The organism is Halosolutus sp. YCN4 (assembly GCF_059736495.1).
This window is the reverse complement of record NZ_JCASSM010000008.1, coordinates 39558-66420: the sequence shown is the minus strand read 5'-3', so window position 1 is coordinate 66420 and position 26863 is coordinate 39558. Positions and strand designations below refer to the sequence as shown.

18 protein-coding genes are annotated in these 26863 nt (G+C 59.4%); 7 read left to right on the top strand and 11 right to left on the bottom strand.

The genetic code is table 11. The features are described 5' to 3' along the window. Positions 1-14 precede the first annotated feature (14 nt). Positions 15-2291, bottom strand: a complete 2277-nt coding sequence (locus AC6I6X_RS21995) for an amino acid permease (protein WP_497932714.1) — start codon at positions 2289-2291, stop codon at positions 15-17. Positions 2292-2426: 135 nt separating this feature from the next. On the opposite strand from AC6I6X_RS21995, the gene AC6I6X_RS21990 reads away from it, so the two are divergent. The 5 genes from AC6I6X_RS21990 to AC6I6X_RS21970 all read left to right on the top strand — a co-directional run bounded on the left by AC6I6X_RS21990 (position 2427) and on the right by AC6I6X_RS21970 (position 10173). After that, positions 2427-3185: an Lrp/AsnC family transcriptional regulator gene (locus AC6I6X_RS21990; RefSeq protein WP_497932713.1), complete on the top strand. Its 759-nt coding sequence runs from the start codon at positions 2427-2429 to the stop codon at positions 3183-3185. A gap of 1238 nt (positions 3186-4423) precedes the next feature. Beyond that, complete coding sequence (locus AC6I6X_RS21985; protein WP_497932712.1) at positions 4424-4666, top strand: hypothetical protein; 243 nt, start codon at positions 4424-4426, stop codon at positions 4664-4666. Between the two features lie 486 nt (positions 4667-5152). Continuing rightward, positions 5153-6730, top strand: a complete 1578-nt coding sequence (locus AC6I6X_RS21980) for a cryptochrome/photolyase family protein (RefSeq protein ID WP_497932711.1) — start codon at positions 5153-5155, stop codon at positions 6728-6730. 127 nt (positions 6731-6857) lie between these two features. Continuing rightward, positions 6858-8720 carry a DUF1254 domain-containing protein gene (locus AC6I6X_RS21975; RefSeq protein ID WP_497932710.1) on the top strand — a complete coding sequence of 621 codons (1863 nt, stop codon included), beginning with the start codon at positions 6858-6860 and terminating at the stop codon, positions 8718-8720. Positions 8721-8970: 250 nt separating this feature from the next. Next, on the top strand, positions 8971-10173 hold the full coding sequence (locus AC6I6X_RS21970) for a DUF1214 domain-containing protein (RefSeq protein ID WP_497932709.1): 1203 nt from the start codon (positions 8971-8973) through the stop codon (positions 10171-10173). A 135-nt stretch (positions 10174-10308) separates the two neighbouring features. Here AC6I6X_RS21970 and AC6I6X_RS21965 read toward each other — a convergent pair whose 3' ends face one another. Further along, positions 10309-11169, bottom strand: coding sequence for an IS5 family transposase (locus AC6I6X_RS21965; protein ID WP_497932708.1), 861 nt, complete (start codon positions 11167-11169; stop codon positions 10309-10311). Positions 11170-11249: 80 nt separating this feature from the next. On the opposite strand from AC6I6X_RS21965, the gene AC6I6X_RS21960 reads away from it, so the two are divergent. Next, a protein-coding gene (locus AC6I6X_RS21960) for an IS630 family transposase (protein WP_497932707.1) occupies positions 11250-12250 on the top strand; the annotation gives its coding sequence in 2 pieces (ribosomal slippage) (positions 11250-11742 and positions 11742-12250; 1002 coding nt in all). Positions 12251-12474: 224 nt separating this feature from the next. After that, positions 12475-12762 (top strand): amphi-Trp domain-containing protein, encoded by a 288-nt coding sequence (locus tag AC6I6X_RS21955; RefSeq protein ID WP_497930578.1) that lies wholly within the window; start codon positions 12475-12477, stop codon positions 12760-12762. Between the two features lie 284 nt (positions 12763-13046). On the opposite strand, the gene AC6I6X_RS21950 is transcribed toward AC6I6X_RS21955, so the two are convergent. The 9 genes from AC6I6X_RS21950 to AC6I6X_RS21910 form a co-directional block, all read right to left on the bottom strand. Beyond that, complete coding sequence (locus AC6I6X_RS21950; RefSeq protein ID WP_497932706.1) at positions 13047-13463, bottom strand: hypothetical protein; 417 nt, start codon at positions 13461-13463, stop codon at positions 13047-13049. A 424-nt stretch (positions 13464-13887) separates the two neighbouring features. Further along, positions 13888-16647: a carbohydrate-binding protein gene (locus AC6I6X_RS21945; RefSeq protein WP_497932705.1), complete on the bottom strand. Its 2760-nt coding sequence runs from the start codon at positions 16645-16647 to the stop codon at positions 13888-13890. Between the two features lie 7 nt (positions 16648-16654). Continuing rightward, positions 16655-16876, bottom strand: a complete 222-nt coding sequence (locus AC6I6X_RS21940; protein WP_497932704.1) for a hypothetical protein — start codon at positions 16874-16876, stop codon at positions 16655-16657. A 416-nt stretch (positions 16877-17292) separates the two neighbouring features. Next, the gene (locus tag AC6I6X_RS21935; protein ID WP_497932703.1) at positions 17293-18708 is read right to left on the bottom strand and encodes a glycine-rich protein; all 1416 of its coding nucleotides are present in this window, start codon (positions 18706-18708) and stop codon (positions 17293-17295) included. Then, entirely contained in the window at positions 18709-19851 is a 1143-nt protein-coding gene (locus AC6I6X_RS21930) for a hypothetical protein (protein ID WP_497932702.1), read from the bottom strand. Positions 19852-19857: 6 nt separating this feature from the next. Further along, the gene (locus AC6I6X_RS21925) at positions 19858-20529 is read right to left on the bottom strand and encodes a hypothetical protein (RefSeq protein ID WP_497932701.1); all 672 of its coding nucleotides are present in this window, start codon (positions 20527-20529) and stop codon (positions 19858-19860) included. Between the two features lie 36 nt (positions 20530-20565). After that, the gene (locus AC6I6X_RS21920; protein WP_497932700.1) at positions 20566-20745 is read right to left on the bottom strand and encodes a hypothetical protein; all 180 of its coding nucleotides are present in this window, start codon (positions 20743-20745) and stop codon (positions 20566-20568) included. Positions 20746-20778: 33 nt separating this feature from the next. Then, on the bottom strand, positions 20779-22224 hold the full coding sequence (locus AC6I6X_RS21915; RefSeq protein WP_497932699.1) for a hypothetical protein: 1446 nt from the start codon (positions 22222-22224) through the stop codon (positions 20779-20781). Positions 22225-22350: 126 nt separating this feature from the next. Further along, on the bottom strand, positions 22351-26421 hold the full coding sequence (locus tag AC6I6X_RS21910) for a PAS domain S-box protein (RefSeq protein ID WP_497932698.1): 4071 nt from the start codon (positions 26419-26421) through the stop codon (positions 22351-22353). Positions 26422-26863 lie beyond the last annotated feature (442 nt).

Sequence of the window (26863 nt, the reverse complement as noted above, 5' to 3'; positions counted from 1 at the left end):
GGACGCTGGACGGGTCAGCGCCGGCCAAAGAGTCGATCGCGAAGCGACCGCGACGACGGCCGTTCGGTCAATAGGACGGGCGTGTCGAGGTCCTCGATCACGTCGAACACGAGCGATCCCCGGACGATCCGCGACAGGAGCCCGCGCTCGGTAGCACCGATTATCACGAGCCCGTGATCAGCGCCGGAGCGTTCGATCGCCGTCTCGACGTCTCCGGTCTCGACGTGTAACGCGGCGTCAGTCAACTGATGGCTGTCCGCCCACTCGCGCAGGAACTCCCGTCCCTCTGCTTCCTCCCCCTCCTCGGCGACGTGTAACAGCGTCACCTCGGCGTCGATCGTGTCGTGGAGCGCGCGGGCGACCTCTGCGGAGAGGTCGGACGACGCCCCGCCTGCCGTGGGGACGACGATGTCGGTCGGATCGAACTCCGTTGCGTCCAGGACGAGGAAGTCACACGGCAGATCGTGGGTCAGTTCGTCGAGCGTACTCTCGGCACGACCCCCGGTAAAGCGCGCGCCGCCGTAGCCCATCACGACCGTGTCGGCGTCGTTCGATCGGGCCGCGTCGTAGACCTCTTCGAGACCCCGATGGGAGAGGATCGTCTTCGTCTCGATCGGGACGTCGAACGCCGCCGCATCCGCCTTGGCGTCGTCGAGAAGCGACTCCGAGACGGCGTCAATTCGATCGCCGTTTTTGGCGGCGGCGGCGAGCGATGTCTGGTCGGGGACGGTCACGATATGCGTCGCGAGGACGCGCCCGTCTTCGTGTTCGGCGAGCGCGCTGGCGAGCGTGATGAGCGCGCGTTCGGTTCGTGGGTTGGCCAGCGCGACCATGATTGTCGGCCCCTCCTCGCCACTCGGTGCAACTGCATCGGCGGCCTCGACGACGCGATCCGGCATCTCCCCCTCGCGGTGGCGGATGTAGTCTGCGAGGACGCCCTGCTGGACTGTCTTGTCCCGGGCGTAGAGGAAGTACCAGAGCACTGCCCCGACGACGAACACTGCGGAGAGTGCGATCTCGATTCCGTCCATGAACGCGACGAGGCCGAGCGAGAGGACCGCGCCGAGGATCGGCGTGACGGGATAGAAAGGGACCTCGAAGTCGGGATCGTACTCCGGGACGTCGGCTTCTCGGAATACGATAAGGCCGACGTTCATCAGTGCGTACACGATAAGGTGGAGGACGCTCGCCGCTTTCGCGAGCACCTCGATCTCCTTCCCCAGAGCCGCGATGAACGCGATGATGAGCGCGCCGGTGACGAGAATCGATCGATAGGGCGTCGCGAAGTTCGGATGGATCTCGTTGAGCCAGTTAGTAACGATCTTGTCCCGTCCCATCGCGAAGTTGATTCGCGCGGAGGCAAGAATCGAGGCGTTCGCCGACGACGCCGTCGCCAGCAGCGCGCCGACGGTCATCAGCGCTGCGGCGACGGCCGCGACGCCCCCGATGGGACCGATCGAGGCCGGGAACGCGAGCTCGGCGGCCTGTGCCACCGGCGCGTCTTCGCTGAGTTCGGGCCACGAGACGACCCCGAGCATGGTCGTCACGAGAATCGCGTAGATGACGGTCACGATTCCGACGCTCCCAATGATAGCGATCGGGAGGTTCCGGCCCGGATTCTTCAACTCCTCGGCGACGGTCGCGATCTTCGCGTAGCCGAGGAACGAGACGAACACGAGCGCGGTCGCCGGAAGTATCGCACCGGCCCCGAACGGTGCGAGGCCACCTTCGTCGGCCAGCGTCGCGTAATCGAACGACGAGAAGCCGGCGAGCGCGAATGCGGTGAGGATCGCGAGCAACGTGAAGACGATGACCGTCTGAACGCCCCCTGTCTCCTTGGCGCCAATGTAGTTGACGGCGACGAAGATCGCACCCGCGATGAGCGCTCCAACCTGGATGGGGCTGAGGAAGACGATCTCGGGTAGCGGGACGAAGACCGCGAGATACTGGCCGAAACCGATGCAGTAGAACGCGGAGGCGAAGGCGAGCCCCATCCAGTCGCCCATGCCGGCGATCGATCCGAACATCGGCCCGAGCGACTTGTTGATGTAGTAGTAGCCGCCGCCGGCTTTCGGCATCGCGGTGCCGAGTTCGGAGACCGACAACGCGTTGACCATCGCGATCAGGCCGCCGACGACGAACGAGACGACGACGATCGGTCCCGCCGCGTTGGCGGCGACGCCTGGCAAGACGAAAATCCCGGCACCGATCATCGTCCCGATCCCGATCGTCATCGCCGAGATGAGGCCGAGGTCCTTCGCGAGTTCCTCGTCACCCTCGCCGTGGCTCATACCCGGAAATCGGATAGACCATATATAAGAACACCGATGGGATTACTGTATCAGTAACAATTAGGGCATATAATTACGTATTGGGCATTCATTGATCCGATACAATATAAAGGACCGCGCGCCGATACGAGTGGTATGGACTATCGGCTCGACGAGATCGATCGACGCATCATTTACGAGTTGATGCGGGATGCCCGAAACACGTCCGCCCCGACGATCGCCGAACAGGTCAACGTCTCCCCGGGAACGATACGCAATCGGATCAACAACCTCGAAGAGCACGACATTATCCGAAACTACACCGCCGAGATCGACTTCGAACGGGCGGAGGGCCATCTGACGAATCTCTACGTCTGCAACGTACCGGTCTCCGAACGCAACGCGCTCGCACAGGAGGCCAGTGTCGTCCCCGGAGTCATCAACGTCCGCCAGTTGATGACCGGTCGGCGAAACCTGCACATTTTGGCCATCGGTGAAGACACGGAACACCTCAGGCGGATCGCGCGGGCGCTCTCACGACTGGGGATCGAGATCGAGGACGAGACACTCGTGGAATCCGAAACACATAGTCCTTACACCGCGTTCGGCCCCGACGAGGAAATTTCCTCACCCAGAGCGACAGACGTTATTAACCTCGCTGGTGATGCGAATGTCGTCGACGTAACTGTAGCAAACGATGCTCCGATCGTCGATCGGACACTTGCAGAGGCCGTTGAAAATAATGTTCTCGACGATGACTCGTTAGTTATCGCGATCGAACGAGGAGATTACGTATTGACGCCGCATGGAACAACTGTTATTCAACCAGATGACATCGTGACGGTACTGTCTCGGAGTGGTAATACTGATGATGTCCTCGAGGCATTTACCGCCGACGAAGCAGTTCAAGAGTAGGACAGCCGTGTTTATACGCGATAATTCGAGGGGTACAGCCCTTATTAAACGGGAGTAGCTACAGATGATTCAGAAATGGAGCTAACGTACAGGGACTCGTCTCGACCACTTCGTTGTTTCAACCGTTCTATCGTGGATGTAGGAACTCACCGTCTCGATCCGTGGTTAAAACTCTCAACGATGATGCGCAGATTCTGACCGAAAGCAAACCAGAGAGCCGTTCTCACAAGCGTCTAAACAAGCCCTAAAGCGCGAATGCAGCACAGATAACCCTTCTCTCTTCTTCTTGTATCGTTCCTGTTGTATCTGCTGAAGACGGTAATTAACACCCCAGATAATCCAAGCAAGGATAATCCCCGTTCCGATGATGGATTCTAACCGTACAATTTGGTCGTCAAGGATATAAGCAGAAGCGAACACGATAATAGCCCAAAACAAAATAACGTAGACAATTTGATTGAGGGAGTCCGGCCCCAAAACCTCCCGAAGAGACATAGTTCTACGTTAGCAAACAGTGCCCATACAGCCCCTGGCAGTCTTATAAAGACCAGCTCACAGAGTGACTGATCTTAGCGATCGGTATATCCTCTATATTCAGCAGGCAGCTTTGGCATAGTTAGGTTAGATCGACAGCTGCTTCGGTAACTGTTCGTTCTGTATCTTGCACGTCCCGGATCAACCTCTCCAGAAACTGCCAGAACCAGTCTGCGAGATACAGAGCATGAGTCCAGCACGACAGCTTCGTTTGTTTCACACCGAAGTCAATGAATCAGCCGTTCAGTAGATCTGCTTACTGTGCAGTTGAGTAGACCTCGGCCCAAAGATACACGATCCCAAGTAGCGAGAAGAATATACCCAAACCGGTAGGTACCCATTCGCTTTGCACAGCAAAGAGAGACGCCTGCACCAGCCCCATTCCCACCATTGCTACCCCGATAATTGTCTTGAGTAGTCTGCGCTCCATACTTAGTAGATATACAATATTCTGATAGTCCTTTCGTTGTTCTGACCAATACGTCTATTCCCTGCACTTAGCGATCACCACCTTCGCAAACCGAGCCATATCTCGTGCGACATTCGCGCTTGATATTCAGCAGAACCTGATCGAACCGACGAGTTGCTGTCAAAAACAACGTGCTGCTACGTCCCTCGTACACGCCCAGGGATTGGTCAGTATGTGGGGCGCTTGCACACTGCAAGCAACTAGAGGAAGCAATACAGAGTGGTAGCGGCCACCAATGGAAGAACAGCAACCAGAGTCTGAATCTGGCAGTACCATCATCGAGGGTGAATCGTACGCCCACCGAGCCCACGGCACCGTCACCGTCACTGGAATCTGGCAGCGAACCCAGCAACGTCACTCAGTCCAGAATCCAGACGAGGAGAGTATAGTCGTCATCCAGTTCGTGCCTGGCGAGGACGCGACCTGGATCGATGAACTCGCCGAGTCGTACAACGACTTCCTCGAAGCAACTCGCTAATTCACACGTTTGTGCAATTGGGTCCCCTTCAGATTAAGCATCCGTCCGTGCTACGTTCGTGCATGGCTTCTTACAGAGACTTAGTGAACTACCGAGTCGCTGTCAGAAGCGGTGTTCGAGATATAGAGCATGATTTCAGTACGACGACATCGTTTGTGTCACGTTGAGACGGGCGAACCAACCGCTCAGTAGAGTGTGCTTATTGACCGCTGGAATTCCTACCAATCAGCGTATCTGTTCGAAGAGTCGTGATGAATACAGAGCGCGAATGCAGTATGGCCCACTCCGGCAAAAGACCGATCGGTGCGCTCAGTACTTGAAAGCAGAGAGTAGATTGAGGATTGGGAGTTCGTCATCAAATCCATACTGTAATCACACCCATAAATTATGTTATCAATCAGGTAGTATTTTATATAGAATGTGGGTGTGTGTTGAGTGAGCCGGCTTCAACAGTGCTGCTGTGGACCACTCAGAAAGACATGAGCCATGAGCAACGAGCCACACCACACGACAACAGAACCAGAATCCGAACCGATGCGAGCAACCCGTCGAACCGCACTTCGCGGGGCGGGCCTCGCCGGAATGCTCGCGATGGGCGGCGCCAGCGCCCGCCAAGACTCCGGTATGCGACTCCACTGGCACCGCCGCGACCTTCGTGTGACCGACAACCCGGCGCTAGCGGGCGGCGACCGCCTACTCCCGGTGTTCGTCCACGATCCCTCGATACTCGCCTACGGCGCGCCGCCCGTGGTGGCGTTCCTGCTCGATGCGCTCGATTCATTGCGCGAACAGTACCGCGAGTGCGGCGGCGAACTGCTCCTCGCCCGCGGCGACCCACGAGCGGTGCTTCCCGAGCTCGCCGCTGCCTGCGACGCCGATGCGGTCACCTGGAACCGCGACTACTCCGGCCTGGCGGGCGAACGCGACCGTGCGGTCGCGGCGGCGCTCGCCGACGCCGGCGTCAGCGTCGACGTCGAGCGGTTCGGCGGCACTCTCCTCCACGAACCAGAGACCATCACGACGAACGACGGGAGCCACCACTCCGACTTCTCGGACTTCTGGTGGGAGTGGCGCACCCAGGAGAAGGCCGCCCCCGTCGCTGCGCCGGTTCGCGGTGACGTTGTCGACCCCCGCGACAGCCTCGACGAGGAGTGGTTCGGCGAGGCCTCCGATGTTGCCGGCCCGCTCCCGTCACTCGCCGACCTGGGCTTCGACGATCCCGAAGCCGACGTGCAGCCAGCGGGCACCGACGCCGCCCACGACCTACTCGCCGACTTCCGTGAGGACACGATCTACCGCTACGGGGACGACCGCGAATACCCCGCCCGAGAGTCGACCTCGCGCCTCTCGCCGCACCTGAAGTTCGGGACAGTCGGCGTCCGGACGGTCTGGGAAGCCGCTGAGGACGCGGCGGCCGCCGCCAGCGACGGGGACGCCCGGGAATCGGTCGAGGTGTTCCGGCGACGGCTCGCCTGGCGGGAGTTCTACGCGCACATCCTCGACGCGCGTCCCGACGTAGTTACCGAGAACTACCGCGAGTACCCGAACGAAATCCAGTGGCGCGACGATCCTGAGGGGCTCCGGGCGTGGAAGGACGGCGAGACGGGTTATCCGCTCGTCGACGCCGGGATGCGGCAGTTGCGCGCCGACGCGTGGGTTCACAATCGCGTCCGGATGGTGACCGCCTCGTTCCTCACGAAGGACCTGCTGATAGACTGGCGCGAGGGGTACGACTGGTACCGCCGAAAGCTTGCGGACCACGACACCGCCCACGCCGCCGGCGGCTGGCAGTGGGCTGCCTCGACGGGAGCGAACGCCCAGCCGGATTTCCGCGTCCTCGACCCCACGACCCAGGCCGAGAAGTACGACCCGGACGGCGAGTACGTCAGGGAACACGTCTCCGAACTCCAGGACGCGCCGACCGACGCCATCCACGAGTGGCCCACGCTGGATGACGAGACACGCGCCGCCATTGCGCCCGACTACCCCGCTCCCATCGTCGAGCTCGGCGAGTACCGCGATCGCGCAATCGCGGCGTTCGAGGACGCGCGCGGCGACGGCTGACGGGGCACGCGAGAAGCGGCGCCGTCAGGAGCACAAGGACACGGTGGGGCTGGTTTGTGGTTCGGACTATCTCTGCTGAACTCACAGCGCGAGAGCGGCACGAACTGACGGGTGAATAGCGCGGTCCGTGATCGCTCACCACTGGTTCATATCGTCGATCGAGAATTCAGAGATAGTTATCCCTCTACCACTGTCATCATGTCATGAATTGATTCACAAATATCACCACTGTATTATATGGAACGCTGGAGTGGATGCGTGTGAGTTGGTCCCACCTGCTGCTGTAGGCCACTCAGAGAGAGAAGGCATGAGCAACAAACCACACCATACGACGGCGAAATCGGACTTCGAACCGCTGCGAGTCACGCGCCGGACCGCGCTTCGCGGGACGAGTACTCACCAGGGAATCCAGGATTCAGACAAGACTGCTGACGGAGTGCTCCGGTTCGGTACCCGAACGCTGACGCGCCGCGAGGCGCTCCAGAGGGGGGGACTCGTCGCAGGGGGACTCACACTTGGTGGATCGACGGTGACGCGGACAGTCGCCGCCGACCGAGAGTCCGAAGCGAGTCAGGACAACGACACGGATGCCAGTGTGGCATCGATCGCGGAAGAGGCGTACCGCTATGGACTCCAGCAGGTCATCTTCTACGTGACGCGGTTCAACTACACGCAGGAGGAAGACAGTGACGTCTTCGTTGGCGTCAATCGGCTGTATTATCCCAACGAGGGCCGACCGATAACGGCCGATTTCACGGCTATCGTCACCCCGAACGCCACCACCCTGTACGGGATGGGCTTTCTCGATCTGCAGGACGACCCCGTCGTCATCGAGATGCCCGAGGTTACCGACCGCTATTTCACGCTGCAGTTGATGAATCAGTACGGAATCTTCCCCCTCTACGCCGGGAATCAGTTCAACGGCACCGATGCGCGGTCGTACCTGATCTTGCCGGACGGCTACGAGGGCGAAATTCCGGGCGACTTCGTCGCGACCGATGTCGTCCAGGCAGAGACGAAGACTCTGTTCATCATCGTCCGGTATGCGCTGCGCGATCCCACGGACGAATCCGAAATCGCCTACGTCAACGACCTGCAGGAGCAGACGACGATCACCCCGCTCAGCGAGTGGCTCGAAAACGACCGCTCGGGCGTGCCACGGGCGGAGCAGTCAGTCGTCCCCGGCGACTACGAGACGATCCCACGAATGGCGGATCTCACAGAGCAGCAGGTCGAAAACCAGACCCCATCGGACTTCTTCACCCTCCTCAACCTCGTCCTGAACGACCCGAGCATGTCGCTCATCGACGACTCCCGAAAAGAGGCTGCGATGCTCGAGCGGCTGGAGCAGGTCGGGATCGGCCCGGGACTGGAGTTCGAGTGGTCCGCCCTCGAGACCGACGTACAGGAGGCCCTGACCACCGGGGTCAAGAACGGGTTCGAGCGCGTCAGAGCCACCGTCTTGGCGGGCAACAGCGACATCGTGGTAGACATGAATGGCTGGAACATCGTTCAGAACACGGCGGACTTCAGGACCGACTGGTTGACCCGGGCCGCCGTGGCCGACTTCGGCTTCGCGGGCCCCGACTCGCCCGCATCTCACGTCGCTGGGTTCAAATTCACCGACGCGAACGGCGACCCGCTGGACGGGTCGACACAGTACACCATCACGTTCGACCTCGATAACCTCCCGCCAGTCACCGAGTTCTGGGAGATCCCGATTTACGACGCGCAGGGCTACTTCGTCGAGAACGAACTCGACCGCTACAGCATTAACAGCTACATGCTCGAAGAAGGGCTGTTGCACACCGACGGCAACGAACTCGTCATCTACGTGCAGAACGAGGAACCGGACGATCCCGAGCAGGCGACGAACTGGCTGCCTGCCCCCGACGGGGGTATGCGCTTCGCAGCGCGGTTCTATGGTCCCCACTGGTCGCTGGTCGACGGCTCCTACGACATGCCCGAAGTCGTCCCTGTGGAAGAGTGATACCTTCTCATTTCATCTCCAACCAGACAGTTGGCTTTTATTTTCTGTGTCCAGTACGCCGTTTTTGACAGCGGCTCGGGAGTTCGGTCAGGGTCTGCTGAATAAAAGGCGCGAATGCAGCACGAGCTGATGTTTATGATCGCTCACTACAGGTACAGATAGCCGATCGAGAATTCAGAGATAGACATCCATCTACCACCATCATCAGATCATGAAATTATTCCCGAGTATCGTCACTGTATTATATGGAATGCTGGAGTGCGAGTGTGTGAGTCGGTCGCACTACTGCTGTGGGCCACTCAGAGAGACACGAGTCATGAGCAACGAAACACACCACACGACGCCAGAATTGGACTCCAAACCGCTTCAAGCAACCCGCCGAACCGCACTTCGTGGGACGGGTCTCGCGGGACTGCTCACGCTGGGTGGTGGCAGCGCCACTGCCCAGACGGACTCCCCGAGGTCTAATGCCTCACAGGACCAGAACGAGCCGTCAGAAAATGACGAGACAGTCCCAGTGACGTGGGAGAACTACCCGCGCGCCAACTGTCATGTCGTGTTCCAGTCGATCGTCGACGCGGGCGGGTTCGGACAGTTCTACCATCGCAGAAATGTCACCCCCATCGAGGATCAGGCTGCTATCGGGGAGGACCGGGACGTGCTCGCCTCGTTCGGAGTCTTCGATCTAACCGAGCCGGCCACCATCACGCTCCCAGACAGCGGTGACCGATACCGGTCGATGAACGTCCAGAACGAGGACCAATACGTGAAGATGTTCGCCACCGACCCCGGCGAGTACATGATAACACAAGACCTCGTCGGCACCCGGTATGCTGGCGTCGTGATTCGCGCGTTCGTCGACCCGACCGATCCAGACGATCTGGAACAAACCCGGAAACTCCAGGACGAGACCGAGGCGGAGCAATCGTCGGCTGGCTCGTTCGAGATCCCTAATTGGGATCAGCAATCATACGAACAACTCACGGACGCGCTCATACCAGTCGGATTCACATTTGACGACTACTCGGGCGCGTTTGGCGACGTCGATGAGGTCGACCCCGTGAAATTTTTCATCGCCAGTACGGCAGGGTGGACCGGCGTTCCGAACCCATCAGAAGCGTTCATCCTTCAACGGACTCCCGCCCAGAATGACGGCACGACGCCACACACACTTACCGTCGAGGACGTCCCCGTCGACGGGTTCTGGTCGATCAGCGTCTACAACAGCGATTTCTACTTCGAGGAGAACGAGTACGATGCCTATACTGTGAGTAACGCGACCGCAGAGCCAAACGACGACGGCAGTGTCACGATCCATTTCGGTGGTGACCCCGACCAGCCGAACTTCCTCTATACACCAGAGGGATGGAACTACACGGTTCGGCTCTACCAGCCGCGCGACCCCATTCTCGACGGGAGCTATCAGTTCCCCGAAGCCCAGCCGGTCGAGTGAGGCAAACGCGCGGATATCGGTCTTGACGCTTTAGGCGACTGAATCGCCGCGATATCGAACATCGACTCGTCCGCCCCCTTCTACCGACGGTCATATGCTGAACGTATGCTCTAGGCCTTGTTTGAACGCGTGAATTCACGGGTGTGAGTCCTCGATGGCGCGTTCGATGTTTCGGACCGCGGATTTCATGACAAGTTCCCGGAATTGACCGAACCAGGTTCTCGACCAGAGCGTATCACCGTATCTGCGTCGGAGCCCAAAAAACACCGATTCAGCGTTCGAGCGCTGGTGATACGCCCGGTCCCTGATGAGCAAATTTCTCGCCCACCCCAGCATCCCAGGATCTCGCTGCGGAATCAGCGGTGTGATACTTTCTGCACGCAACCTCGTGCGAAGTTCCTCCCAGTCGTAGCCCTTATCGGCAGCGACAGTCGCCAACTCGTCGAGATTCCGCACTAATACCTGCCAGCCGACCTGTGTATCGTGCGGTTGTTTCATCGAACAGTGTATATCGAGAATCGCACTGGTTTCACAATCGATGAGCAGCGTCGTCTTCACCGCCTCGAACGTGTAGTCTGTCCGTTTTGCGTAGTGCTGGCTGGCCTGGACGCGATCGACACCGGTTGCGTCGATCGCCTGCACATCACCAAGATCATACAGTTCGACGGACTGATCGAGGATCGCTCGCCACCGCTTCATCGGAATCGCTTGCTTTCGCGTACACACCGTCGAGAAGTGTGGGACCGTTTCAGGCGTCAATCCGAGTGATTCCGTCACTCTCGGCATCTCACGGAGGACGTCCATCAGCTTCCGGTACGGATGGCCGAGATACTCTTTCAATCCCTGAACGGCGAGAATCACCCAGTCAGCGTAGCCTGCTTCTCCCGGTCGGTACGCCGGAGCTGGCGGACCAACGACGGCTTTTTGAGCGAGCGATACAACCTTCTCTGTGAAGCGGGAGGTCTTCGTGTGCACAACGAATCCGTCCCGCTTCACTTCCTAGTAGATTTGGTATTTCCCCTGAGCTACTATAGTAACCGTTAGAACTATTTACTCAAATACTGTTGTTGAGTGTAGTGGATCATCTCGACGAGATCTCTGTCGAGGAACTACAAACTGCCCTCGACAATGTGGAAGGAAAGAAGCCGACACAACGGCTCTTAGCCGCAATAGCGTACAAAAACGGTCTTACGCAAACTGAACTAGCTGAGTGGTACGACGTTCAGCGGCGAACGATCTACAGTTGGCTCAAGCGACTCGACACCGACGAGTCGCTTGAGCAGGCTGTTACTGATGCTCATCGATCTGGGAGAAATCGAAAGCTTTCAGAACAAGAGCAACAAGAGTTCGAAGAAATTGTCCACGAATCTCCCGAAGAAATTGGCGTTGACGCGCCGGCGTGGACGCCGGCGCTCGTCCAGCAATATCTTGACGAGACGTACGACGTCGAGTACTCAATCCCGAGTTGTCGGCGGTTGCTTAACGAAGCGGGATTGAGCTATCAAAAACCTCGCCGTACAGCCGCTGAATCTGATGCTGATGAGCAAGAAGCGTTCCGTGAGAATCTCAAAAAAAGCGGCGGAAAATGGATGCCACGGTAGTCTGCATCGATCAAACCAAGAAATCTGTGCAAGTTGAGCCGCGTGCCGCGTGGTTTCCTCGCGGCACGCGGCCGTCTGTCGAATTATCCGGACAACGTGAGTGGACGTGTCTCTTGGGCGCGATCACCGAAGACGGTGATCGCTTTTTCTCTCGATTTGAAGAGTACGTTACCGCCGATCACGCAAAACATTTCATTCTCGCATTATGCCAAGAGTTTGAGGATGACTTGATCGTTGTGTTGGATGGAGCATCGTACTTTCAGGCGTCGGCCGTCACGGACCTGACGGCCCGTGACGACCTCGCCTTCGTCACGCTCCCGGCGTATTCGCCGGAACTCAATCCGGTCGAAGAGTGCTGGAGACAGTTACAAACGGCTCTCAGCAACCGGTTCTTCGACTCACTTGGCGAGTTGACAACGGCGATCGATACCGCACTTGATCAACTCTCCATTCCAAAAGTGAGCAATTATTTCTAACGTCTACTATAGCACGACGATACGAGTTCTACATGCCTCCGACTGCCGAAGTTCGAGCGTCTAAACAAGGCCTATGCTCTATATTCAGCAGGCAGATTCTGACAGAATCTGAGTAGGACGTTCAGTCTTTGCTGAATAGATAGCGCGAATGTGGCACAGACTGAGAGGCGATCTGCAAGGGATAGTGATTGGACTTATACATGCAGGCGTGTAGTATCCTTTGTATGCCTGAAGAAGTCCTGTTCAAATCCGAGAGCGGCCAGACCCGAGAAGAAATCGCGTCGTATCTTCGTAGTGTCGCTGATAAACTCGAACAAGGAGAAGCGGTCACTCTGAAATCCGGTTCCGAGTCCGTGACAATGGAGCCGCCAGCCCGCCCGACGTTTGAGGTCAAAGCCGAACGCGAGGGGCCGACAGACGGACCTGGCGAATTGAGTATCGAGTTCGAACTCGAATGGGCCGAGAACGGCAATGGGGAGGACGGTGGGAGCGGCCAGTTGGAAATCGAGTGAGCAATTCGCAGCTCTATTGGGCAGTTGGTTCACCTGATTCGGCGTGAAACAAACGATGCCGACGTGCTGGATTCATCCTCTATATTCAGCAGGCGGCTTTGGCATAGTTAGGTTAGATCGACAGCTGCTTCGGTAACTGTTCGTTCTGTATCTTGCGCGTCCCGGATCAACCTCTCCAGAAACTGCCAGAACCAGTCTGCGAGATACAGAGGATGAGTTCAGCACGATGATCTCGTTTGTTTCACGCCAAATATAATGAACCAGCCGTTCTGTAGATATGCGAATTAATCGATATGGCAACTTGGATCATCAATTGGGCACTCAGCGTTATGCACGAAAAATGACGCTCTCTGTTCACGCACTTCGGCTATAACACCTACACAGCCGTCCTTATCTTTCGTATTGAAGCTATTCCATTCTCCATCTTCAGGACGGGCCATTACTGTCAAGGGCGCATCTGGCCAGACGCAATCAAGAATAATCCAATCAGGGTCTACTGTCAGTTCACGAGCCTCAGTGTGAACGACTTCATCGGTATCTGTTCGTTCTATCCGTAACTCTGCTGATACAGGAGTAGAGTGTGGATTTACGAAACTGAGTTCCTGCATCGTCGCATATTCCTCACGGTCATTGGATGAACAGCCCGCTGTTAGACCGATTCCCAAGCCTCCAGCAATACGAAGAACCTGTCGTCGTTTCATATTAGTATTTTCAAATTATGGAAATGAGTATCTTTGGAATAATATCAATGATGGCCATATTGGCTATCCCGTGAGTCGCCTGTACTGAGTGATCACTACTTCTGTAGAGCGATTACAATCTCGTGCCGCATTCGCGCCCTGTATTCTGCTCTGTAGGATCGCTAGACGACGCCATAATTAGCCTATTCTCGTCGGAGAACAGACACCCACTGGACCAGTATCTGGAATCCACCGCAGTCTCTTGATTTTGCAAGAATCTGTTCATCCAGCATCACCCTCAGGGAAAGATTCGTCCAAATCATATCACAATTAACCAGCTCCAATTGCTCCCAAGTCGACGCAGTCTAGTGATCCTACAGAGCACTGTATTCAGCACGGCTCTGCCAACATCACCGATAGCTGATGAAGTACCAGCGTTAGATTCTCAAACTCGATCCCGCGCTTCTGACAGGCGCGACTGGATCTGCTTGACGGTGTCGCGAACCCGACTCCGCGATCCCAGTCGCAACGACAGACCATCGGGCGTCTGTTGGAGTTCGTATACGCTCATCACCTCACCGGGAATCTCGGGCGAATCGATCGCCTCGACGAGCGACAGCGTCGCCGGGAGCGACGGTGGGAGTCGGACGTCGGCCTCGGTCCGCGGGACCGAGCCATCGTCGACGAGGATCTTCGCCGCCAGTCCGCACGATCTCGAACTCGTCAGCTGCGGGATCGTCTCGACGAACTCCTCTTCGGGCGCGCCGGAGTAACTGTCTGTCTCGAATCCGCCGATCGCCTTGTACTCGTAGTCGATCGAGTAGGTGGCCCTGTCGGTGAGATTGCCGTCGGAGAGGGCCGTGATCGTCCCGTTCTGGTAGTCCATCTCGTAGTCGTCGCCCCGTGTGTAGCGCACGCCGCTGTCGTCGCGAACGATCTCGCTCGCGGGGACGATCTCGTTCTCCTCGAGGTCGACCGCCGAGCCGATCGAGACGGTGACCGACTCGTCGCGGACCGGCTGAGCGCCACCCTTGACCTCGGCGCGCTGGAACTGCGGCGGGATCTTCCGGACCAAATACTCGGCCACGTCGATCGTCTCCGTGGAGGTTCGCTGGCCGGGCTGGGACCACTCGATGGCCATCTGTCCGATGTCGTCCCGCCAGACCTCCCAGATCGCACCGCTGTCCTCGGCGATCTCCGCGAGGACGTCCCCGAGGTCACCGTCGAACGTCTGGTTGATGACCAGCGGCGTGTCGTCGAGCGTGGCCGTCAACTGGAACGAGTCGATCGTCTGGTTGAGGTAGCCCTGCGTCGGCGTGGCGTCGTCGCGCGAGCCGTGCCGCGAGAGCGTAAACTCGGCCTGGATCCGATCGCCCGGGTCGGCCCAGTCGTGCGTGATCGAGCCAGTGTTCGAGGCCGTGACGAGGTTCGTGCCGTTCGTCATCCCGATGGCCTGATTGTTGGATGTATCACTCCATACGCTCGTCAGATCACCGCCAACTACGCTCAGTACTGTCCGGACCGGATCCGTCCGGACTGTCGCGACTGGATAGAGTTCGGGGCCCGGGAGATGATTCGCGCCGTCTGGCCCAGTCGTGACGTCGCCCGAAGCCGTGTGATCGTAGCGCCCGTCGACGAATGTCGCTCGATCGATCACGAACACTTCGCCGGCCGACTGCATAACCTCGGCTCGAAGCGTGTGCGTGCCGGGATTGAGAGTGATCGAGGCGGTGTCGCTCCCGTAGGGCCCGTGCATCATGTCGTCCCAGCCGAGCGAGACGCCGCCGATGGCGTCGTCGTACGGGAGCGTCGCGACGACCGTCCCGTCGACCGAGAACTCGACCTCCGGCCGGCCGTTGTCGTTGGGCGTCTCGACGCGCATGTAGGCGTGGAGGTCGTCGCCGGGGATCGTGTGCTCGACGTCGAACGACCACTCGGCGTAGTCGCCGAGCGCCTCGATGCCGATCGCCTCACCGTTCCCATCGTCTGGCGAGTCGCCGGAGTAGTCCGGGTTCGAGTAGATCGATCCAGAATAGGAGGCGTTGGGGACACCGCCGACGTCGGTCCATCCTGTTCGCTGGAGGACCAACTCGTCGGTCGTGTCGTCGATGCCGACCGGGTACTGGCTGAGATCGGTCTCCTGGAAGACGTCCTGCCAGTCCGTGGCCGTCGAGACGTCCTGGACGGTATCCGTCTCGCCCGTGGTCGCTGGCGCGTCGACGTTCGGCGTGTAGTCGGTGTGCTCCTGAATCAACCGCTCGGCCAGATCGTGGGCCGCCTCGACGCCGACGTCCTCGCGAACGCGCCGGGTCAACTGCTCGCCGCCGAGGCCGTGGAGAACGACCCGATCGGGCTCGATCTCACGCTCGTCGAGGCGATCGACCGCAAGTTGGCGCCCGTCCTTGAACACGCGCATCGGCTGGCCGTCGAGAGCGTCGTCGAGCCAGCGCTCCGATCGTGGAACCGGAATTGAGACCTTGCGCTGTTCGTTGAGTGATGGCTCGAGCGTCGCGTCGTCGAGGATCTGTGGTCGTAGCGTTCGCCCGCTCGGATGGTCGACCTCGACGTACCAGCCTCGCGGCGATGCCGCCTGCTGGGCGAGGCCAGCGCTGGCGGTCTCCGTCGACGTCCGGGCGCTGTCTGCGTATACCCACTGGGTCTGTGCCCGGATTGTGTATGCGTACTCTCGGTCTGGAACAAGCCCGTTGCTGTCGTCGACGTAGCTGGTCGTGGTGTCCGAGACGGTCGCGATCAGCTTCCCTTTCGGATCGCCGAGGTTCCAGTCGCCACGATCTCGCCAGACCTGATACGATCCCCTAAAGTCCGAGTTGTCGTTCCACGAGACCGTAATCGAGTGCTCGCCGCGACTCGGAAACGACACCCCGTCGGCCGCGACCAGCTTCGTGATCTCCTCGGCGCTCAGCCATGAGCCGGTCGCGTAGGCTGATTGGTGCCGAAGCCGGACCGAGTACTGCTCCCCGTCGACGAGTCCGGAGATCGTATGCCCGATCGTCGCGTCCCAGTTGATCGTGGCTTCGTCTTGGTAGTCAGGGTGGTTCCCATCCGGGTCATCATCCCGGAGTTCGATGTGATACTCGCCATTGTTGAGATTCGCATCCCAGTCGACAGCGAGTTCGCCCTGTACCGAACTGTTGAGGACGAGCCCAGTCGGGTCGGGGAACTCAGTCGTAAACGTCTGGACCATCAGACGATCACCCGAGGTATTCGATATGGGTGTGTGCCCGGATCAGGGCACACGTCTCACCCCCGCGTTTCTCCCAGACACGGATGTTGATCGAGTCACCACTCACGAGATCGAGGATTGGATCTGCTCCGACCGACTCCTCGTCGCCGTACGTGTCGTTCCGGATGTAACACGACGACTCCGTCCGGTCGTTTAGATCGGTTCCGTTAAGACGGACGGCACCGGCCATGATCTGCCGATCGCCACTCGACTGGTTGAACGTACAAGTGTACGAGATACGGTAGTTTCCGTCCTTCTGGACCGTGATCTGCGAGTCCGAGTCGACTGTTATAATGTCCGAATCAGTAACCGGGGTGTTTTCGGCGAAATTCGAGTTTATACCGTCGTTCGCATTCGACTGGGTGTTCGTGAGATACCCGGAGAAGACGCCGCCTCGGTTCGTGACGGTATTCCCCGAGAGGTCGACGTCGCCACTGATGGTCGCGGGGCCATCGATACCCGCGGAGCCGTCCGAGTTGACCGCGATGACGTCACTCCCGTCCACCGCGTTATGGAGGACGAGGTTATCGTTTGAGTCGACGTAGACGACGCCGAGAACGGTGCCTTCCGAGTCTTGGAGTACGTATTGTGGTTCCTGTGGCATGGTTATTCGATCGTGTGTGTTCCGCTGTTTTCGACAGTCCCGGAGTTCGCGTACGGCGACACACCGGTCTGACCCGATCCGCTACTGATCGAGACGATCTCACCGCTCTGGACATCGGCGACGGCGTAGGATGACGCGGCTGCCGTGAACGTCTCGATGACAAATCCGTACTGCTGGCCGTCGAGGAGTTCCGACGTCGTCACTGAGACCGTCTCACCCGGTGCGACTGGACCGATGTCACTTCCCTCCTGCGTGTACTGACTGTCGCCGTCTTTGCGGAGGTAGAGACGGTATCCGTCTGCTCCTGTCGACGGGTCGGTCCACGAGATATCGACGTACCGACCGCCCGACGTGTCGACCGTCACGTCCGTTGCAGCTGGGAGGGAGACGAGCGCCTGCTCCTCGTTTGACGGGTCAGACTCGACGTCGATGTACGCGACGACCTGATAGTTGTAGACTGTACCTTCAGACAGATCCGTGTCGGTGTATGACGTTGTTTCCGATCCGAAGTCCGCGATCTCAGTACCGTTGGTGTACGGATCCGACTCGGTCGATCGGTAGATTCGATAGCCATCGGTGGTCTCGACTGCGTCCCACTCGAGGTCGACCTCGTCGTTTGATTCGTCGTACACCGACGTGAGGTTCTGCGGAGCGCCGCTCGGTTCTGCCGCATACTCGATCTCGACGACGCCGTCACCGCTGTTGCCAGTCCCGCGTTCGCTGGTGGTGTTGTAGCCAGTCGGACCGATGTAGTTTGAACCACCTCCCGAAGTTCCGGTACCGCCCTGGTACTCAGCACCACCAGACCCACCACCGTACAGTCCTGCACCGCCACCGCCGGTCGCGTGGTCGCCGTAGGCAGTACCGTATTCGATCCCGTCGCCGCCAGTGCCGAGAGATCCGTCGTTCCCACCGACGCTCACGTCGGTACCGCCAGCGCCACCACTGTCTTGAGTCCCGCCTTCGCCGTGGATGTCCGCGTCGTCGTACTCACCGGTTTCGGCCCCGCCGTCGTTGCCATCTCTGGAACCTCCCGTCCTATGCCGACCACAGCCAGACCCTCCCGCGGCGACGATGATCCGATCGTTGAGCGTCGTCCCGCCGTATCGAACGTCAGACGCCCCACCACCGCCACCGGACCACGCATCATCGTATCCGTTGCCAGCCCCGCCGCCGTTCCAGCCGCCTTCGCCCGGGTTATCCGTCGATCCATCACCGCCGACGCCACCGGGGCGAATATAGTACGTCTCCCCGGGGGTAGATTCGAACGAGGCCTCTGCGTACCCACCAGTGCCGGGAGTCCCGCCATCGCTACCCTGCCCGGCGCCAGCACCGTAGCACCGGATCGTGATCTCACTGACGTTATCTGGAACGGTCCACGAGTGCTCCTGCTGAGTGCTGAAGCTCTCGGTCGGCATTTATCGACGCACCTCGCTCCGAGCGACGAGTGCTTTCGATCCCTGCGGATCGACGATCGTCGTCTTCGCGATCGGCGAGAGCCAGGACTCGAGGTCGGTCGGAATCGGGCCGCTTTCGTCCGGTGGGATGTGCCAGAGTACGTCGTTGTCGCCGCGAGCGACGATCGCGTCGAGGGCGAACAACGATCCGTCGACATCGAACGTCAACTGCGCGACGACCCGGACCATGCCGATCTCCGTGATGTCGACATCGTAAAGATCGACCGTGCTGGGTTTGCTCAACCCGACCGCGCTCCAGACGTCGTTGGTGACGTCCCAGCGCTCGGCAGACATCGTCGCGTTGGCCTCGTCGAGCTCGAGGCGTAGCCGGTTGGTGTCGAGGATAAGATTGCCCTCCGGGTCGTGGGTCGGATCGAAGACGCTCTCCCAGACACGGACACGGCCGTCAACGTTCTCGATGTACTTCTCGGCCTCGCCGAGCGTGTCGTAGACGCGACAGTCCGGCCAGCGCTCGTCGCCGTAGTCGACCTCATAGATCAGCGTCGCCTCACTCCCGACAGCAGTCTCGCCGGCGTCGAGGTCGTACATCTCGATGTCGGCGAACTCTCCCGATTGCGTCTCGAACACCGACGCTGGGGAGCGTGAGCCGTCGGTCGGATTAAACCACTGGACCTTTTGTGCAGATGCCGGCACGCCGACCAGTGCCGTCTGATCAGTGCCGAATCCGTGGTCGACCTGGCGTCTGTTAGTCGCCAGTTGTCGGAAGCTCTCCCGGGTGGTGCCTTTTTTCTTGAGCGAGAGAGTCCACGCGTAGACGTCTTGGGCGTTGGCGTGTGCCGGCTCGACGTCGGCACTCTCGACCTCGTAGTAGCCGGCCTCTGCGGTGCTCCCATCCTTTCGGAACAGCGGGATCGCCTCGATCGCCGAGTTGGCGAGTTCCTGGAGTTCCGTCGCGAACAGTTCCGCGTGCCACGTGCCAGTCCGCCACTGGCCCTCGAGAGTGAGATCGGCAGCACCACTCGACACCTGCTCAACAACGGCATTCCCTCCGAGGATACCCGCCTCGGCGAGTTGCGATCGGCGTGTGTCGCGCTGGTTGGTTTGCGACGCCTCTTCGAGCGGGATCTTGTAGAGCAGTTTCATGGTGGATCACACGTCCGGGACGTAGTCCGCGAGCTCGTCGACGACGTCGTCGATCGCCGACTGGACGTCGTCGAGCGCCTCCTCGACCTCCGGGAGCAGTGCCGTCCGCGTCAGTTCGATCGTCCCCTCGATCGACGAGGGACTGTCGCCGCCGTCCCACTCGATTCGTGCCTCGCTGACCGCGACGACGAGTGGTTCGCCGAAGACCCCCGCCGTATCGGCGTAGGTCCCGTCGGTAAACTGACCGTGGTAGAGGCGGGCCCGGCCACCGGAGTCGGTCCGCGCCTCGGCGAGGTAGTGTTCGAGAATCTGTTTCTGATCAAGCGGGCCGCAACCGGCGGCGTCGTACTGCGTGACGTCGTCTGGGTTGGCCGGATCGCTCGACCCGTCGCCCCACTGGCCGTCGCTAAAGCCGGCCTCGAACGAAACCGAGAACGTATGCTCGCCGGCGCCGCCGTCGACGTGGTATCCGCGACGCCGTTCGAAGTCGACGTCCTGGATGTCATCGATCGCCCCCGAGGCGAGGTCGAAAGCCTGGCGGAGATACTGCCCACGGTTGGAGAGGATGAATTCGCGGGTGATCTCGCCACTCTCGCCGAGACCGCCACGGAGTTCGAAAACGCCGGTCCGGTTATCCAGGTCGATCTCGAGGACGGCTTTGTCACTCAGTCCGGGCATGTGTATCGAAAACAGCGTCGCAGGGAGGTTGGCCTGCTATTCGGGAGTCGGATCCCTCTGGTAAACGATGTAGCCGACAGTGGCGACGGCAAAGAGGGCCAGGAACACGTACCACCCGCCGCCGATGTAGGCGGTAACGGCACCGGCGAGGACGATCGCGAGTGAGACGAGACCCACTGCCCGGAGCCACTTTGTCACGTGCGTTGAAATTTCCATATGAGTTGTCTTGTCTTGCATCGAGCATAAATATCACCGCGATCGTTCGATCTGCCGTTCGAGATCGTCGATCTGGCGCTCGAGGTCGTCTCGGGCCACCTGAATCCGATCTTCGAACGCTCTCGTCACCTCGTCTACCATCCGATCGAGGTCTCTGACGTTGACGTTGATGTCGCCGACCTCGGTGTTGATCTCGGCTGGTTGGGGACTCGAGGTGCCTGTCTCAACACGGACAGAGGTTTGGGTTTGGCCGCCACCACCACGCGCGGCCTCCTCCAGAAGTGCGTCGCGACGCTCCCTCCTCGTCCGTTCCTCACGCCGTTGCGGACTGCTATAAGGAATTTGTGAGCCCAACCCCGCGCCCAATCCCTTGAGGCCACCTACGAGATGGCCGGCTACTGGGACAACATCACCCCAGCTGTTCGCTTCATCTCTGATACTTTCCCCTATGCCAGGGGCCTCCTCGACCTCTGGGATGTCATCAGGGAGTTCGCGATCACCAGCTGTCTCTGTCTCGGACGTCACATCGACTGCAACATCCACGCCAGTCGGATCCAGAGGTTCCACCTCGAGCGGTTCGATCTCTTCGACCTCGAGCGGACTGGGGTCCTCAACCGCATACGGCTCGTCAGGATGGTCGACCGCGTAGGGGTCGTCTGGATGGTCGACGGCGTACGGCCCCTCGGGGTGATTGACCGCGTAGGGGTCCTTGGGGTGATCGATCGCGTACGGGTCGTCGGGGTGGTCGACTGCGTATGGGTTCTCGGGATGATCGACCGCCAGCGGATCGTCGGGGACGTCGACGCCGATCTCCTCGACGTCCTCGGTGTTGAGGGCGACCTCCTCGTCGGAGAGGGCATCGCCGACGGCCGTGCCGACAGCCGAGCCAATCCCGGCGCCGAGTGTCGGCCCGATCGCACCACTGAGGAGACCAGCGCCGGCGCCGGCACCGACACCGAGCAGTTCGTCGAGGATCCCTCCGGCCCCGCCGCCGTCCTCTCCCTCGAGGCCAGCGAGGAGTTCGACGGCCGTCTCGAGACTCTCTGTCCGTTGCCGGTCCCATCGATACTGTCGCCGTTCTCGCCGACGTCGACGGCCCTCGTTCTGTCCACCATCCGCCCGCCGGGGAGGGACTCCTGGGGTCGCGCTCGGCGACGTCGCGGGATCGGGACCGGCCGCTGGCTCACTCTCGGCGGATAGCGTCTCCATCTGCGCGGTGATGTTCTCGAGGACGGCTGTCTGGTTGGTCAGCAGTTGCCGCGTTCGCGCTCGATCGCGGGCGGCCATCTCGCGCGATTCCGAGCGAGTCTCATTCGGCGACGTCGTCTGTCTGGCCTGGGCCGATCGGTCGGTGTCCGTCTGGACGTCGACGGTGATCGGCGTCTGTGCGAACTCCTGCTCGACCTGCTGGCGAGCTGAACGGAGCGACTGTTGCTCGACGACGATGTCTAACGCGGCTTCGGATTCGAATTCGCTCATGGTGAGTATCAGTTGGCTCTGTTGCGATCATTCAGATCTGAGATGAGTGGCGTGCTGAATACAGAGCGCGAATGCAGCACTCTCTGACCATGCATTAGCGAGGATGGCGACGTCAGCATAGACCGTTTAGGTATCGACAGTCGGAAGGGTAAACGAAAACGTCGATCCCTCGTCGGGCTCGGAGTCGACCCAAATCTCGCCGTCGTGGCGCTCGACGATCCGCCGGGACAGCGCGAGGCCAATGCCCGTCCCAGAGTGTTCCTCGTGTGTATGCAGTCGTTGGAACACCTCGAAGATACGTTCCTGTTCATCAGGATCGATCCCAATACCTTCGTCATGCACTGAAATGATCCATTGTTCGTCATCACGCGTGGCGGAAATATCGACCTGCGGCGGCTCGTCCCCGCTGTACTCGATCGCATTACTCAGCAGGTTCTGGAAGACTTGGCGCAACTGGCTGTCGTCGCCATCTACACGCGGGAGATCGTCGGCTGTAATCTCGGCGTTACTCTCGTCGATCCGCATTTGGAGATCTTCGCGAACGTCATCGAGAACATCGTTGAGCTCGACCGGTTCGAACGGATCGCCACGCGTGTCGATGCGCGAGTATTCGAGCAGCCCATCGATCATCTCGCTCATCCGCTCGGCGCCGTCGACGGCGAACTCGAGGAACTCTTCGCCGTCTTCGTCAAGCGCATCGTCGTACCGATTCTCGATCAACTGGAGGTAGCTCGTCACCATCCGCAGGGGCTCTTGGAGGTCGTGGGAGGCGGCGTAGGCGAACTGTTCGAGGCGTTCGTTCGACTCCTCGAGCTGGCTCTGGTACTCTCGAAGTTCGGTAATGTCTTGGACGACGACCATCCCCGCGTAAATCTCGTCGTCGGCATTCCGGACGGGAAGCGTATGCGCTAACAGGGTGCGTTTACCGAGATCGATGTCAAACGAATTCGATTCGCCGTCGAAGACGGCGCGGAAGTTCGGTTCGATACGGTCGACAAGTTCGTCGGGATAGCGCCCGTAAATCGTCGTGTCGACGACCTCGTCCGGGGAAAAGCCAAGATCGTCGAGGAGTTCACCGCCGACAACGTTGTAGGTTAACTCCTCGTCGTAGAGACCGACTGCACCGTTCGGGAAGTTCTCGACGAGCGTCCGGTAGCGCCGTTCGGACTCCTCCAACGCACGCTTGCGCTCCTTGCGCTGGGTGATGTCCTGCGACATTGCCGTGGCGGCGAAGACGTCTCCATCGTCGTCTCGAACCGGGACGAAGTGGAATTGGTAGACGCTATCATCGATTTCTTCTTCGAATTCGGCGGGTTCGCCCTCGAGAGCGGCCTCGTATCGAGGGACGACGACGTCAGCGATTTGCTGCGGCAATACGTCACGAACAGAGGCTCCCTCCAGATCTTCTCTCGGAACGTCTGCATCACCTGCTGGTGAACCGCCGAAGGTGATGTAGTGGAGATTCTCGTCGACGAGGGCGACGGCACCGTTGGGGAAGTTTTCGATGAGCGTCTGATTCCAGCGCCGGTACTCTTCGAGTTGGCGCTGGAATTCCTGGCGTTCAGTTACGTCTTGGACGACGAGCATCCCCGCAAACACTTCTCCGGCATCAGTTCTAATTGGTACGGTGTAGGCGAACAGGTGTCGATCGCGATACTCGACCTCGAACGAATTTGCCTCACCCTCCAGCGCGGCCTCGAAGTACGGTTCCACCTCTTCGACGAGTTCGTCCGGGTAGATGTCGTAGACCCTGTTTCCGATCCGATCTTCCGGAGAGACGCCGACAGCGTTCACGAGTTCCCCGCCGACGGCCGTGTACCGCACGTCTTCGTCGAAGAGGCCGACTGCACCGTTCGGGAAGTTCTCGACGAGCGTCCGGTAGCGCCGTTCGGATTCCTCGAGCGCACGTTCGCGCGCTTTCCGTTCAGTGATGTCACGTACGACACCGATTCGTTTGCGCTCATCGCCGGGTAATATCGAGAACGTCGCTTCAGCGGGAACACGGTCGCCATCTGCCGTCTGTACCGTTGCTTCCAGCTTGCGATCGTCGGCGCGTCCTTCCGTAATCTCGGTCTCCACCGCGTTCGCTTGCTCGATCGTCTCTTCGTCGACGACCAGCGAGGCGTGTGACCCGAGCAGTTCCTCCTGGGAGTAGCCGGTCAGTTCGGTGTACGCGTCGTTGACCATTGTGAAACGGCCATCCTCGTCGACCGTGTAGATTCCGTCGTTGACGGTCTCAACGATCGTTTCGTACTTCGCCAGTTCCCGCTCGCGTTCCTTGCGCTCGGTGATATCGCGGACGACGCTCGTTCGACCGATCGATCCGTCTTCGAGCTCGTACGGCCCGAATCGTCCCTCGACGGGAACGATGTTACCATCCGCAGTCTCGAGGTCGAATTCGATCGAGGCGTATTCCATTTCGTCTGCGAGAACGTCCTCGTGCAATTTCTCGGCTTTCTCGTTGACTGCCTCGTCGTGGATGCGCGTGACGTGTTCCTCAAGCAACTCGTCGCGGTCGTAGCCGGTCATCTCACAGAACGCCTCGTTTACCATCACGAACTGATCGTCGGCGTCGAGCGTCACCACGCCGTCCCACACCGTTTCGATGGTCTGTTCGTACCGCTCTAACTCCCGCTCGCGCTCTTTCCGTTCGGAAATGTCTCGGAAATAAACCGAGATACCGGTCTCGGAGGGGAAGAGATTCGCCTCGACCCAGAATTCGAGGTTGTCGTTGTAGAATTCGAGGCTGGTCGGCTCCTGTGAGTTCATCGCCGTTTCGAAGGCGTCCCGAACGTCGTCCATCCGGTCGATAGTGGGGAACGCTTCCCAGATGGTTTCACCGAGCAGCACTTCTTCGGAGTGGTCGAGAAGTTGCTCGGCCCGTTCGTTGACGTGCGTGAATCGATACTCCTCGTCGACTGTGTAGAAGGCGTCAGAGACCCTCTCGAACACTTGCTGTAGTTCGTGTTCGAGTTCCTGCTCGCGCCGATGCCGATCGGTCATATCGCGGATGATTTTCAGGTACCCTTGGGGGATTCCCTTCTCGTCGCGAACCGCTGTAATCGTCACGCTTGCCCAGAAGCGTGTCCCGTCTTTTCTGACACGCCAACCTTCGTCTTCGATCGATCCCGCTTCGGCGGCCCGTTCGAGGTTCCGTTCGGGGACGCCCGCTGCGCGATCCTCCTCGGTGTAGAACGTCGAGACGTGTTCGCCGATGATCTCCTCGGACTCGTATCCCTTGATCTCCTTCGCCCCCGCGTTCCAGCTGACGACGTGACCTTTCGCATCGAGTCGAAGGATCGCGTCCTCCTCGACGGCGTCGACTAGTGACTGAAACCGCTCTTCGGTTTCACGGCGGGCACCCTCCGATCGCTTCCGATCTGTGATATCGTAGTAGAGTTCGATTCGACCGCCGGCGTACTGCCCCGATTCGATCGGTTTGCTCCGGTGTTCGAGCCAGCGTTCCTCACGGTCGTCGCCTGCCGTGACGCGGCACTCGAACTCCTCGATGTAGCTATTGTCGTCGTACGTCGCCAAGACCATCTCTGCAAATCTGTCTGGATCGGCGACTGTATCCGCGACGAGTTCGTGGACGACCTGTCGTTTGTCGCGGCCAACAAGGTCGTCCGGATTGAGGCCGAAATACGGTTCGATCGTCTCGTTGGCCCACGCGATCGTGAATTCGTCATCGAGAACGAAGACGCCGATATTCGCTTCGTCGAGAACGCCCGTGATCGATTCGACCGATGCCCGTGCTGACTCGAGTGACTCCAGACGTTGCTTTTCGTCGGAGCGGTCTCGTGCGACGCCAATCGTTCCCTGAAACTCCCCCGCTTCGATCAGCAGGTTGATCCGTAATTCGCTGGGCACCACACCGTCATCGGCAGTTTGGATACCGAGTTCGAAGGTCGCGATTTCCGTGTCTTCTGTTCCGATCTGACTTTCGAGTTCTCGTTCGATGCGGTCGACGTCGTCGTCGGTGAGAACAAGTGAGACGTGCTCACCGAGGAGTTCCTCGCGTGAATATCCCGTCGTCTCGACGATCACGTCGTTGACCGCAACGAAGTGTCCGTCCGAATCGAGCTGATACACGCCGTCGTCGATCGTGTTGACGAGCGTCCGATACCGGTGGAGCGCCACGTCGTCGTCGACGTCTCCCCAAAATGCCCCGTCGGGGCTGCCCGCTCGTGTACTCATTACCCGCCTATGATCCGCGTCCAACTTAAGACACTCGCCGGTCGTGCAAGAGTCGGCATTTTTGTCTGGAGATTACAGGGGGTCTCAGAGTCCAAATCACGTACTCTTCGTTGCGACTTCACACCTCTGATAGGCATCCGTCGAATACCTCAGCCTTGAAGCGCGAATTAGACTGGGAGAATCATTTTTCGATGAGGAGAATTTGAACATCTCTACAACAAGAATATGGGCGACGGGCAGTTCGTAGATCTACCGAACGGCTGGTTCATTAGCCACGGCGTGAAACAAACGAAGCAGTCGTACTGCACTCATCCTCTGTATTCTGCTCTGTAGGATCGCTAGACGACGCTGTGATTAGCCTATTCTCGTCGGAGAACAGTCACCCACTGGACCAGTATCTGGAATCCACCGCAGTCTCTTGATTTTGCAGGAATCTGTTCAT

Coding starts and splice junctions, on each gene's coding strand:
- AC6I6X_RS21910 (WP_497932698.1), bottom strand. CDS start 26,421: ATGAGTACACGAGCGGGCAGCCCCGACGGGGCATTTTGGGGAGACGTC.
- AC6I6X_RS21925 (WP_497932701.1), bottom strand. CDS start 20,529: ATGCCCGGACTGAGTGACAAAGCCGTCCTCGAGATCGACCTGGATAAC.
- AC6I6X_RS21940 (WP_497932704.1), bottom strand. CDS start 16,876: ATGGCCGGTGCCGTCCGTCTTAACGGAACCGATCTAAACGACCGGACG.
- AC6I6X_RS21945 (WP_497932705.1), bottom strand. CDS start 16,647: ATGGTCCAGACGTTTACGACTGAGTTCCCCGACCCGACTGGGCTCGTC.
- AC6I6X_RS21935 (WP_497932703.1), bottom strand. CDS start 18,708: ATGCCGACCGAGAGCTTCAGCACTCAGCAGGAGCACTCGTGGACCGTT.
- AC6I6X_RS21990 (WP_497932713.1), top strand. CDS start 2,427: ATGGACTATCGGCTCGACGAGATCGATCGACGCATCATTTACGAGTTG.
- AC6I6X_RS21915 (WP_497932699.1), bottom strand. CDS start 22,224: ATGAGCGAATTCGAATCCGAAGCCGCGTTAGACATCGTCGTCGAGCAA.
- AC6I6X_RS21995 (WP_497932714.1), bottom strand. CDS start 2,291: ATGAGCCACGGCGAGGGTGACGAGGAACTCGCGAAGGACCTCGGCCTC.
- AC6I6X_RS21985 (WP_497932712.1), top strand. CDS start 4,424: ATGGAAGAACAGCAACCAGAGTCTGAATCTGGCAGTACCATCATCGAG.
- AC6I6X_RS21950 (WP_497932706.1), bottom strand. CDS start 13,463: ATGAAACGACGACAGGTTCTTCGTATTGCTGGAGGCTTGGGAATCGGT.
- AC6I6X_RS21970 (WP_497932709.1), top strand. CDS start 8,971: ATGCTGGAGTGCGAGTGTGTGAGTCGGTCGCACTACTGCTGTGGGCCA.
- AC6I6X_RS21930 (WP_497932702.1), bottom strand. CDS start 19,851: ATGAAACTGCTCTACAAGATCCCGCTCGAAGAGGCGTCGCAAACCAAC.
- AC6I6X_RS21980 (WP_497932711.1), top strand. CDS start 5,153: ATGAGCAACGAGCCACACCACACGACAACAGAACCAGAATCCGAACCG.
- AC6I6X_RS21920 (WP_497932700.1), bottom strand. CDS start 20,745: ATGGAAATTTCAACGCACGTGACAAAGTGGCTCCGGGCAGTGGGTCTC.
- AC6I6X_RS21955 (WP_497930578.1), top strand. CDS start 12,475: ATGCCTGAAGAAGTCCTGTTCAAATCCGAGAGCGGCCAGACCCGAGAA.